Raw genomic sequence first — 11184 nt, 5'->3', positions numbered from 1 at the left:
CGGTTCCCGCTCGACGGCCCCGCTACCTCGCTTACGGCGAAGCCTCCCCGGAAACCTCACCATCGCAGGTACCAGGTGGGCTGGAGCTGGATCCGTCGCCCGCGCATCGGATGAGACGACGCGACGACATGCACGATGCGTTCTTCGGCCTCGCCGCCTGCCTGATCACACACCGGCGGGGGGGGTGGCGCCGCTGATCGATCGTTGAATCCGCCCCGGGCAGCACCGCCGACGTCGTCCAACGACGTGCGCCTACGCCCACGGCACCCAGAACCCTTTCAACTCATCGATAGCCTCGTCCTCATGACGCGCGCTTGGATCCTGCCGATGCTCATGGTGCTCTGCGGCTCAGTCTTTGCCGCTGGGCTGCTCGCAACCGGGACCTCAGGCCCAGCAGCCGCCGCCTCGCTGCTGGTCTTTGTGCTGCTCGCAGGCGTGAACTCGCCTCTCATCTTCCCGAGGGCGATCGGCACGCTGGAGGCACAGCGCCGCAGCGCGGTCGACGGGCGGCCGGTCGTCTTCTGGCGCCCTGGCTGCAAGTACTGCATCCGACTGCGCATCCGATCGGGCCGCAGCGCCCGCCAGATGCACTGGGTCAACATCTGGCGCGACCCGGCTGGAGCCGCAGCAGTGCGGGCGGCCAATCACGGCAACGAAACCGTGCCGACCGTCGTCGTCGCAGGCCGACCGCACACCAACCCCGATCCTGCGTGGGTGCGCGAGCAACTCTCCCGTTCCGCGTGGCAACGCGCGGGCACTGACTGTCTGTCACGGCCAATAATATTGCGCCGAGTTGATGACACCTTGCATGCAAGTTACACGCCAAATGCTAGCCTCCTCCCCTTGTCCACAAAGGAGAGGATCCGATGAAGAAGTTACTGAGTTTCGCGTCCGCACTGGCACTCCTGACCGGAATCGCCATTGCCTCGACAACGCCCGCCTACGCCGCTACGGACAGGAGTGGGGCGGAACGGCTGAACATCCCGAACAGCAGTGCATGCAGGGCAGGCCGCACCGTCATGCAAGGAATGGTCGCGGGGCCGGGCGGCCAGCTCTACATCATTTTCACCAAGGGGGGCGGGGCGGAGCCGGTCCTGTCCAGATGGTTGCGCGACGGCTCAACCTGGGACGGTGCCAGCTGGACCTGCGCCGGGGCGCCGACCTCCATACCCGCACTCGGCCACGGCAACGACCTTGCCTACCATTCGAACTATCTCGGTCAGGGTCCTGCCTTGATTGCCACCCAAGGAAGTGAATCGGCTTACCCGAGCGCCGACGTGACGATCGTCCACCTGGACTCGTCAGGAGCTGTGGGCGCAAGCGAGGTGGTCCATCTGCCCATCGGCAATATCAGCGGCCTCTGCTACAGCGCGACGGCGGCCGACGGAGCAGGCAAGTATGCCGCCCGCCGCTCGGGCAACCTGTGGACCCATCCCGGTGCCGGTTCGCTGACGAGCGGATGGACGCTGGTGAAGAGCAACCTGACGAGTCACGACAATCGGTCCGACCAAGGCATCGACTGCTCCGAGAACTACATCTGGAACACCAAGTCCATCAACACCTCAACGCCCGAAACTGGATGGAACTGGGTGTACCAGTACAACTGGTCCGGAGGTGACGTGGAGAGCGACATCGGAATTCCGGGGAACAACCTGACCGACGAGATCGAAGACATCACCCACGTGGGGGGCGACTTCTTCGTCAGCGTCAACCGAAACGGCGGGAGCGCCGACTCCGTGAAGGTCTTCACCGAGTGAAGTCCTCCCCTCCGCACAGCTGAGAACGCGGCACCGTCCAGCGATCCGCACACGCGCGCCTCAGACAATGTTGTCGTTCCGAACCGGGTGCGGATGCGGCCTTGCGGGTGGCTTCCCGCAAGGCCGCGGGACGCATCACCACGCCTTGCCGTCAACCTGGAGAATTGGCGCCATCTCGGGGGTGCGGCAGCGTAGTCCATAACGTGCTGCCAGTGCGTGGCGTGCTTGTCCCAGCACAGAAGGCGGGCGCTTGGGACGTGATTCCGGGAGTCACCTTCTGACCGAGTTCGCGATTCGGTTTGTGTTGAAGTCATTGCGGGGCTTGCGGTGGTCTGAGCGGGGTGCTTGCGCGGTACTTGCGTCATGCTCCGGTGGCTCCGTCGATCTGCTCGCGGATGAGATCGGCATGACCGTTGTGGCGGGCGTATTCCTCGATCATGTGCACCATGATCCAGCGCAGGGAGACTCTCTGATCGCCGACGAATCCCGCTTCCTGTTCAGACAGGCGCCCGGAGTCGTCCAGCGATGAATCAGAGATCAGCTCACGACCTCGGACGACCGCGGCTTGCCAGGCAGCCATCGCCTCGTCGATCCCTCGGTCCGGCCGCAGCGCATAGCCGTCGACGTTGTTCTCCCCGAAGACCGGGGTCACGTCTTGACCTGCGAATACACGCTGGAACCAGTTGCGCTCCACCTCGGCCAGATGCTGAACGAGACCGAGCAGTGTCATGGACGAGGGTGATACGGCAGCAAGCCGTAATTGATCATCTTTGAGGCCCGAGCACTTCAGGGCAAGAGTTGCACGGTGAAAGTTCAGCCATGCCTCCAGCATGGCGCGCTCCTCAGCATGCGCGGGTGGGATAGGCCGTCCATCCGGTGTTGTATTCATCGGCCACCATGGCAGCAACAGCCATGGCCTACGACCACCAGGCGCTCGCCCGCGGCGGTCAGGTCGTCACCCACGACACCGGAATCGCCGAGCGCACCGTCCTGATCGAGTTCGACACCTTTGAACAGGCGGTCGCGGCATACGAGATCGCGGCGTACCAGAAGGCGCTCGTCGCCCTGTCCGACGGCGTCGAGCGCGATTCCCGCATCACCGAAGGTGTCGACTGACCGACGTACTGACGTACTGACGTTCAGGCCGGCCTGGCGGCCGCGCCGGCTGCGTCGGCAGAACTCACGCTCGCCCGCAGCGCGCCATGAGACACCAGTACAGGCACGCTCCCACGAAGTACCACAGCAGATCGGGCGCGTTGAAAGTCGCCCCGAGGAGCGGTTGCAGGAGGGGCGGGATCCCGACGATCTGCCAGAACTCCACCAGCCAGCTGAACGCCAGCGCGATACCGGCCACGACAATGGTCCGCAGCCGGGGCGCTACCAGCGCCACGAGGAAACACACCATCACCGTATAGAGGGCATCACCGGCGTACTTCGCGAAGGCGCCGTCGGTCTGCGATCGGACGGCGAGACCAGCCGCGACGGTCAACGCCGCACCCCCGAGTGCCTTCCACCGTCCGAGCCTGTTGCGCCTGTTGTTCATCCCGCCCCTTGCACCCGTCCACAGGACTGCGTCCTCCCGCGCTCCTCCGACGCACCAAGTCCTGACCGGCGACCATGGCATCAGCCGCTCCCCCGGCGGGCGCAGGGCCTGTTGGGTGGTCGGGTAGCAGGGCACGCCACCGTTGGCGGCAGGCAGAGTTACAGCGTCGGAAGAATGTCCTGGAAGAAAGGCTGGTCCCCCTCGAAAACAGGGTGCAGCTGCCCGAACTCTTCGGCAGTGACCCACTGAGCCTCGCTCACTTCTCCGGGATCAAGCCTCAGTTCGCCGCCCTCGACCGTGGCGGTCCACCAGTGGAGCACAAACGCAGCGTCCTCGGTCGTGCTCTCCCAGACCTTCCTGCCGGCGGCAACCTCAAGGCCGATCTCCTCGCGGACTTCTCTGACCAGTGCCTCCTCCTGGCTCTCGCCCGCCTCAATCGTTCCGCTCAACGGCGCCCAGTAGCCCGAAAGCCGGGCTTGAGGACCTCGCCGGATCACCAGGACCCGACCGCCCTGGCACAAGACCGCCACTACAGCTTCTCGCCTGATCGTCTGCCTTTCCACGCCCCGCATCCTAACCAGCCTCCGTGCGGCACCTGTTGGTTCACGGACACTGGCCGCCTTGGCCTTCGGACCCAGTTCCTTGGCGGCCGGAGCCGCAGTCTGATCACGAGTTGGCGCCTCGCCGTGTTCACGGTGGTGATTGGCAGTGCGGAGCCAGGCGGGTTGGACGGCTGCGAGGAGCAGACACGCGAGCGACGTGACGCACCACAAGCCTGTGGGTCCGGCATGTTGGAGGAGTTGCGTGCCGGTGATCGGGGCGACGATGGCGCCGATGCCCCAGCTGGTGCCATAGACCGCCAGGTAACGCGCCTTGGCGCCGGAAGGTGCCAGGGCGGCGACGATTGCGTAGGCGCGTCCCACGAGGAGGAGGTCGCCCACGCTCCACACGAGGGTGGCCGCGATGTGGGCGACCAGCGTGTGGGCGACGGCGTATCCGGCGAGGCCGAGGGCCAGCAGGAAGTAGCCGCCGGCGAAGGCGGCGGGGGCGGGAAGTTCGGCGACTCGCCGTAGGCGGAGGAGTGGTTGTCCGGCGGTGATGGCGAGAGCGGATGTGGTGAACAGGAGTCCGGCGTCCGCGGGTTGCAGTCCGCGCAGTTCCAGGGAGAGCGGCAGCATGGTCATGATCTGGAGGTAGACCACCGCGAACAGGGTCCCTGCTGCAAGCATCGCCAGCAGCGATCGGTCGCGCCACGGTGCGGCGGCGACCGGTCGTCCGCTTCGGGTGGTCGACGCCGGTCGGTCTGCGGGCAGGACCAGGCGAACGGCCAGGGCGCAGAGCAGGCAGGTGAGAGCGTCGACCGCGAAGAGCCAGCGCAGGTCCCAGCGGCCCAGCGCGGCCGCCAACAACCCTGCCCCCATGCCGGATACGGCCAGTGCCGCGTTCAGCAGGCCGTAGGCGCGTACGTGGTCACTGGGTGCCACGACGTCAGCGATCATGGCCTGGCTGGGCGGCTCGTAGATCTCGTAGACAAGTCCCAGAAGTACCGCGAAACATGCGGCGGCCATGAGGCCGTTGGCGCAGGCGAGGCCGAGTTGCGCCACCGCGCACCCCGTCAGTCCGATCACGATGGTGCGGCGGGGGCCGAGGCGGTCGGCGAGGCGACCGCCGATGAGGCGGGAGGGAATCGTGGCGAGCCCGAAGGCGGCGCTGATGTATCCGGCGACGGCGGCACTGGCGCCGAAGCTCGTGGTGGTCAGCACGGTGAGGAACGACAGCGAGAAGGCCCCCAGGCGGTTCACCGCCCGTGCCACGATCAGCAGTCGCACCGTTCGCGGCAAGTGCTTCCCGTTGTGCGCAGATCTCACGGAGCCCCCTCGTGCGTGACCGACGAAACGACTATCGTCGGTTGCGTAAGGACGCTAAGGGCTGAAGGAGTGACCGGTCAAGTGATGTTCGATGGTCACGTGGTGACGCTGCTCGACGCGGCTGTCTCCCTCGTGAATGCGCTGACTGACGGCGCCCGGCAGGGCCGCCCCTACACCGCTCCGCGTGGAGAACAGTTGCCGCGAGCGGTGCACGAGGCACTGCCGCCCACCCCGCATCGCTCCGCGGTCGAGCCGGAACACGCCACCTATCTCGTGCGTACCGCCCAACAGATGAGGGCCGTGTTCGAGGCCGTGGACAACAACCACATCGACCAGGCAGCCCAACTCGTGAACGCGCTCCTGCGCACCACGGGCGCCCGGCCCCAGCTCGACAGCGTCGACGGTGAGCCCTGGCAGGTCCACTTCCACGGCTCCGACGACAGTCTCTCCGTGGGCTGGAGCGCCGGATGCGCCACCGCCCTCGCCCTGGCCATCGGCAGCACCCTCGCCGGACGCCTCGGCGTCTGCACCGCCCCGCATTGCGACCGGGTCTACGTCGACGGCTCCCGCAACGCCGTCCGCCATTTCTGTTCCACGGCCTGCCGAAGCCGAGTCAAGGCAGCCGCCTTCAGAGCGCGCAAAGCGTCCCAGAACTGACCGTCAGCCGACTCCCGTCAGATGCTGCCGGCCTGCTGACGGCGCCGGCCCAGCGGTTGTCCTCGCCGACGCTCGGGGCGGTGTCACGCAGGGACGTCGAGCGGCGGGTGCTCGAGTACGCGGGGCTTGTACTCGACCAGCTGGATGCCGCCGTCGAAGGTGCGGTGCTCGATCATCTCCAGGGCGACGTCCGGATAGCCGTCGTAGATGCGTTCTTCGCCCGTGGCCCCGGTGATCACCGGGAACATCACGACCCGGAAGCGATCGACGAGCCCGGCGCGCAGCAGGGACCGGGACAGGCTGAGGCTACCGATCGTGCTGAGGAGCCCCGTGCCACTCGACTTCATGGCGCGGACGGTCTCGACGGCGTCATCGCGGACGAGCGTGGAATTGGCCCACTTCAGCGGCTCTTCCAGCGAGGAGGAGAACACCACCTTGGGCGCCTGCGAGAGCTCGTCGACGGACGCCTCCTCCTCGGGCCTGAACTCGTCCTGGCCCGTCGGCACCTCGCCCGCGGCGAAGCCCGACATCAGGCGGTAGGTGTTCGTTCCCATCAGGTAGGTGACCTCGGGCTGCTCGCCGAGCCACGCGAGGTACTCCGGGCTCTCCAGGCCCCAGAACCCGGGCCAGCCCTCTCCTGATGCATAGCCGTCGAGGGAAGTGATGAAGTCGACGAGAAGCTCCGACATGGCGGTGTCCCTTCCTGAGGTGTCACAAGATTGGACCGGCCGCAGCCAACAAACTCATCGGCCACGCTGCGAAGCGACGAGAATCCCCTGACCCTGCAGCCGACCAGAACCGCGGAACGACTCTGCTTCAGAGGGCCGGAGGCCTACGCGCCTGCCCTACGCGCGCAGCCTGCAGGCGCCCCCACCGCTCGCATAGAGCCGCGGCGGCAGGCCGGCGAGAGGAGCGGCGATCATGTCCGACTGACCGAGCGGCAGCGGGCGGTGCCGCCTTCCCGCGGCCGTGGATCCGGGAACATCGGGAGCGGCCGATGCCCACCCGGAGCGGCGCCGTGGTACAGACCGGGGCAATCGTGACGCGTTCCGCCGTGACAGCGCCTGCCCAGAGCCGAGTTCCCGGGCGGCCTCGCAAAGGAAGGCGTAGCCGCTGACGGTGGACCTGCTGGGTTCAGCGACAGAGCTCCATGAGGGTGTCATCGAAGTCGGGGAATTCCTGGGCGGCCGACTCGATCACTGCGGCGGGTGACCGACGCCGCCCCGATGCGAACCGTTCAGCGACGGCCAGCAGCTCCTGGTGGGGACGCGGGGTCCAGGCGGGTTCGTAAGAGGTGGCCGCTTCCCAGGGGCCGAAGCCGCCGGCCAGCAGCCACAGGAACTCCCCCAGATCGCGTGCGACAACACCGGTCTCCCCCTCCGACCCGAGGAAGACGACCGGTTGATCGGCCAGCGGCCGACTCGGGCGGACGAGCCAGAACGCTGCGTAGCCACCCGAGCCGTCCTGACCGAACACGCGGAAGTCGCCGCCTTCCAGTTCGCCGTTCCCCGTCCATGCTCGGAACCAGTCGGTGGTCTCCTCAGCGGACAGGAAAGCCGCGAAGGGCTCGAAGTCGACCCCGTCACCGCCTGCGTAGTCGAAGGGAGCGGCCATCGCAGCGGCGAGCGCAGCGGGAAACTGTCGGTCATCGTTGGGGATCACCCGCCCAAGCTAACGAGGAAGTCAGACAGACGGTCAAGGGCTACTGTCACAGGCAATCGCCGCCCCGTAGTCGTCCCACCGATCCAGTCCACGCAGGTCGTCGAGGCCCAAGAAGGTCTGCTGCTGAGCTGAAGACGCCGATGCAAGGCCGTCCTCGCCCTGCGGCGATTCTTCCAGGGGCGTCGCGTCGCCCCGGCACCGCACCCCGGGCGCGTACCGATGAGTTTTCCGCGCCGCGTCGGTCTGTACGCGCGAGACCGATTCGCGGAAGGCTGGCACCATGCGGAAACTGATCTACGGCATGAACCTCTCCCTGGACGGCTACATCGCCGCGCCCGGCGACGACATCGGCTGGAGCGTGCCGAGCGACGAGATGTTCCAGTTCTGGTCAGACCAATTGCAGGCGACCGACCTGACGCTGTACGGGCGCAAGCTGTGGCAGACGATGAGCTCCTACTGGCCGACCGGCGACCAGCAGCCCAACGCCAGCCCGGCGGACATCGAGTACGCGCGCCGCTGGCGGGACATGTCGAAGGTGGTGTTCTCCTCGACGATCGACAAGGTCGACTGGAACTCCCGCCTGGTCACCGGCGACGCGGTCGCCGAGATCACCCGGCTCAAGGCCGAGGACGGCGGCCCGATGGACATCGGCGGTGCGACCCTCGCCGGGGCGGCCATGCGGGCCGGACTGATTGACGAGTACGTGCTGGCCACCGCGCCGGTCCTGGTGGGCGGCGGCACGCCGTTCTTCACCGCCCTGGACAACTGGGTGAACCTGAACCTCGTGGAGACGAGGACGCTTCCCTGCGGCGTGATCCTTACCAGGTACGAGACGAGGCGCTGAGCGGGGCCGTCACCCGACTCGATGAAGGTCAGGCAATCCCAGTTGTTGGACACCTGAGGAGTCCGGCGAGTTCATCCGGATTCATCCGGATGAACTCTGAGGGCACGGCGTGACCTGGGCCGGTCCCGGGCCGGTTGAGCGAATCATGCGTAAGAAGATCACCAGTTCCGTGCAGATCCGCAGGACCGTCACCGCGCTGACCCTGACCGCAGGCCTCGCGGCGTCCGGCCTGGTCGCGACCGGAACCGTCGAGGCCGCCACGAAGGGCTGCTACATCACCGCGAAAGCGGCCTCTCTCCGATCCAAGCCGTCCTCACACTCCACGTCTGTGGGCATCGTGTACAAGGGCAACAAGTGCTCCGATCGCGACGCGGCCTACCAAGGCGGTCACAGCTGGTGGAAGGTTAAAATGACCACAGGCAACGCCAAGGGCCGCAGCGGGTGGATCCGCAGCGACCTGCTCCACACCGCAGCCGAGGACGTACCGACCGAACTGCACTGAGAACCCCGTCTGGTAGACGTCTACCGATCCCGTACACGTCCAGAACGTTGGGCAAGGGAATCCAGGCTGGCTAGGCTCTCGTCATGAGCGGTCCGGTGTTGGTGATCGATGGCGCAGCCCGTCCCTGGGATATCCATCCAGCGGCTCCGGGATCTCCTTGTTCGTTCCTCATCTCACTGTGAAGAGAAGCGAGTCGGCGAGTACGACCTGAACATTCACGCGGAGAGCCTCGGCATCGCCGACACCGGGGGCCTCGACGGACGCCGGCCGCCAGTCGACCGCCTCGTCACAGCCCTGCTGACCGCTGCCGTCATCGACGTGATCGGCGGCATCGCCAATGCCGAACTTCTTGAAGACCAAGTCCCCATTGTCGCCGGGCTTCCAGGCATCGTGGCGACCATGACGGATCCATGGCCTGCCGCCTATGGTTCAGCACAGTTCCTCAGAGCCTGGGTTCGCCAGCCCGGCTTCCGGCTCCTGAAGTAGCCGCCTGCGGTTCGACGCGGCTGCGCCTCCTCGGCACCGCTCTCACACGGGGACGTAAAGGTCCTGCGGTGACGCGCTCAGGATGAACCCGTTGTCGAAGCGAACCCGCACGGTCACCTGTGGCCCCTGCTCCTGGAAAGCGACCCACGCCGGCTGCAACGCGCCGACCTTCTGCTCCAGCTGCCTCTTGCTTTCCGGGGGCATGCCGTCGCCGTAGGAGTCGAGCAGCGACTTGAGCCGCTCGTATTCGCGGACATCGGCGTCATCGCGGACGCGCTCGACGACTTCTTCGACGGTCCCCTCGGTGTCGGCGGCGAGGGAGAGGATGCCAATGACCAGCCCTGGCAGCTCGATCGGGTCAGTCAGGCGGAGATCGGCGGCCAGCTTGACCCGCTGGCCTTCCTGCAGCGTCATGGGATTCCCTGTTCTACGGTCCGGTAGTGCTCGCCCCATGATCGCGCTCGTCCCGCTGAACCGTGATACCGGCCGGGCCGCCGGCGGCGACCGTAAGGTTCTGCCAGCAGGCAGCTTTCGCCGGCCGCGACGGTCGTCCCCCGGCGTGCGCGTCTCCCACGCTCAATGAGGGCCCGCCCCTGATGGCCCCCGCGCATGCGGCGAGCAGCCGTCGCAAGCGTGGCAGTGCACGTCCCGTCGGCCGATGCGGTCCTCGTCGGGGACACCCTGACCACGCGGCACGTCCTCACCAGGCGTACAAGATCTTCTGATGCCCGATCGTGATCCGCGGGTGTACAACCCGGTTGGGTTCCCGACTATCTGAAAGGCGCCGGAAGATGACTTTCCGGCGTTCCGGTAGGGAGATCGGGGATCAGGTGGAGAAGAAGGTCTGGAGAGCTGTCGTGTCCGTTGGCGCGGCGGCGGTGTTCACGGGCGTGGCCGCGGCGCCGGCCGGGGCGGCCGAGGGCGGGGTCTCGTTCACCCGTGTCCAGGTGAACGGTGGCAAGCCGATCGTGATCGGTGTGTCGAACGAGGTCCGGGCGCCTACTTCCTTCCGGATGGCGACCACCAAGCAGTGGAAGTGGCCGGCGGTGTTCCTGTACCGCGGCAACACGGGTGAGCGGCTGTGGCACGCCATCGAGACGAGCGACTGCATCAAGGTCAGCTCGGGCGTGTGCGACTTCGACGAGTCGATGTACTTCGACCCGAGCGAGTGGGACATGCGCAACAGCGAGGCCGGGGCGTGGAAGGTCGCCGCCGAGGTGTACTTCCAGGGCGGCGGCGGTGACACGGATGACGAGGGCCTCACCGTCTACGTCAAGCGCAACTCCCGCCTGACCGTGAACGCCTCGCCCGAGCCGGTGTCCAAGGGCGGGACCATCACCGTGACCGGAAAGGTCACGCGGGCCAACTGGGAGACCAGGAAGTACGCCTCCTACGAAGGCCGCCTGGTGAGCCTTCAGTTCAAGCCCACCGGAACCACCTCTTACACCACGGTGAAGAAGGTGTACGCGAACAGCTCGGGCAACCTCAAGACGACCGTCAAGGCATCCACCACAGGTACGTGGCGCTGGGTGTACTACGGCAACACCACCACCGGGTCGTCGACTTCAGGCGGGGACAACGTCATCGTGAAGTGACGTTGTCCCCGGGGCTCCTCTCACCATGACCGGCATCCGGCTCCGCGCAGGCCGTGCGCGGCGTTCGGTGTAGGCGGCGAGTTGACGCGGTACTTCCACGCGATGGCCTCGCGCGTGCCGCGGCGATCGGCCCAGCGCCGTCCCGGACCGGATCGGCCGCGGCACACGCGACTCGATCCGGTGGTTATCACCACTTTTCCGGCATGAGTGGTGGTGTTCGGGAATCCTGTCGAGGTACCTGTGAGAACCACCGCAAGGAGACCCCCAGTG

General features: G+C 66.7%; 12 protein-coding genes and 2 pseudogenes. 8 read left to right on the top strand and 6 right to left on the bottom strand.

Translation table 11 applies throughout. The features are described from left to right. Positions 1-303: 303 nt before the first annotated feature. Positions 304-741, top strand: a pseudogene (locus tag M4J07_RS43250) (glutaredoxin domain-containing protein); the annotation flags it as partial. Between the two features lie 125 nt (positions 742-866). Further along, a complete protein-coding gene (locus M4J07_RS43245; protein ID WP_255981932.1) occupies positions 867-1757 on the top strand; it encodes a hypothetical protein in 891 nt (296 codons plus the stop codon). Positions 1758-2118: 361 nt separating this feature from the next. Here M4J07_RS43245 and M4J07_RS43240 read toward each other — a convergent pair whose 3' ends face one another. After that, on the bottom strand, positions 2119-2646 hold the full coding sequence (locus M4J07_RS43240; RefSeq protein ID WP_255981930.1) for a DinB family protein: 528 nt from the start codon (positions 2644-2646) through the stop codon (positions 2119-2121). 38 nt (positions 2647-2684) lie between these two features. Here M4J07_RS43240 and M4J07_RS43235 point away from each other — a divergent pair. Then, positions 2685-2873, top strand: a pseudogene (locus tag M4J07_RS43235) (DUF1330 domain-containing protein); the annotation flags it as partial. A gap of 64 nt (positions 2874-2937) precedes the next feature. Here M4J07_RS43235 and M4J07_RS43230 read toward each other — a convergent pair. After that, positions 2938-3300 (bottom strand): ribosomal maturation YjgA family protein, encoded by a 363-nt coding sequence (locus M4J07_RS43230; protein ID WP_255981928.1) that lies wholly within the window; start codon positions 3298-3300, stop codon positions 2938-2940. A gap of 158 nt (positions 3301-3458) precedes the next feature. Continuing rightward, positions 3459-5168, bottom strand: a complete 1710-nt coding sequence (locus M4J07_RS43225) for an MFS transporter (RefSeq protein WP_255981926.1) — start codon at positions 5166-5168, stop codon at positions 3459-3461. A gap of 84 nt (positions 5169-5252) precedes the next feature. On the opposite strand from M4J07_RS43225, the gene M4J07_RS43220 reads away from it, so the two are divergent. Then, complete coding sequence (locus tag M4J07_RS43220; protein ID WP_255981924.1) at positions 5253-5825, top strand: CGNR zinc finger domain-containing protein; 573 nt, start codon at positions 5253-5255, stop codon at positions 5823-5825. Positions 5826-5908: 83 nt separating this feature from the next. Here the strand turns inward: M4J07_RS43220 and M4J07_RS43215 are convergent, their stop codons facing one another. Together M4J07_RS43215 and M4J07_RS43210 are read right to left on the bottom strand one after the other, a co-directional pair. Continuing rightward, complete coding sequence (locus tag M4J07_RS43215) at positions 5909-6514, bottom strand: dihydrofolate reductase family protein (protein ID WP_255981922.1); 606 nt, start codon at positions 6512-6514, stop codon at positions 5909-5911. 445 nt (positions 6515-6959) lie between these two features. Continuing rightward, positions 6960-7487, bottom strand: a complete 528-nt coding sequence (locus tag M4J07_RS43210) for an SMI1/KNR4 family protein (RefSeq protein ID WP_255981920.1) — start codon at positions 7485-7487, stop codon at positions 6960-6962. 280 nt (positions 7488-7767) lie between these two features. Between M4J07_RS43210 and M4J07_RS43205 the strand changes: the two genes are divergently transcribed. The 3 genes from M4J07_RS43205 (at position 7768) to M4J07_RS43195 (ending at position 9319) form a co-directional block, all read left to right on the top strand. Continuing rightward, entirely contained in the window at positions 7768-8331 is a 564-nt protein-coding gene (locus M4J07_RS43205; RefSeq protein WP_255981918.1) for a dihydrofolate reductase family protein, read from the top strand. 145 nt (positions 8332-8476) lie between these two features. After that, positions 8477-8833, top strand: coding sequence for a hypothetical protein (locus M4J07_RS43200; RefSeq protein WP_255981916.1), 357 nt, complete (start codon positions 8477-8479; stop codon positions 8831-8833). Between the two features lie 108 nt (positions 8834-8941). After that, on the top strand, positions 8942-9319 hold the full coding sequence (locus tag M4J07_RS43195; RefSeq protein ID WP_255981914.1) for a DUF6368 family protein: 378 nt from the start codon (positions 8942-8944) through the stop codon (positions 9317-9319). Positions 9320-9361: 42 nt separating this feature from the next. Here the strand turns inward: M4J07_RS43195 and M4J07_RS43190 are convergent, their stop codons facing one another. Further along, positions 9362-9733, bottom strand: a complete 372-nt coding sequence (locus M4J07_RS43190) for a hypothetical protein (RefSeq protein WP_255981912.1) — start codon at positions 9731-9733, stop codon at positions 9362-9364. Between the two features lie 416 nt (positions 9734-10149). Between M4J07_RS43190 and M4J07_RS43185 the strand changes: the two genes are divergently transcribed. Next, positions 10150-10914, top strand: coding sequence for a hypothetical protein (locus tag M4J07_RS43185; protein WP_255981910.1), 765 nt, complete (start codon positions 10150-10152; stop codon positions 10912-10914). Positions 10915-11184 lie beyond the last annotated feature (270 nt).

The organism is Streptomyces longispororuber (assembly GCF_024448165.1).
Lineage (GTDB): Bacteria > Actinomycetota > Actinomycetes > Streptomycetales > Streptomycetaceae > Streptomyces > Streptomyces longispororuber_A.
The sequence above is the reverse complement of the archived record's forward strand: the minus strand, read 5'-3'. Positions and strand labels throughout refer to the sequence as shown.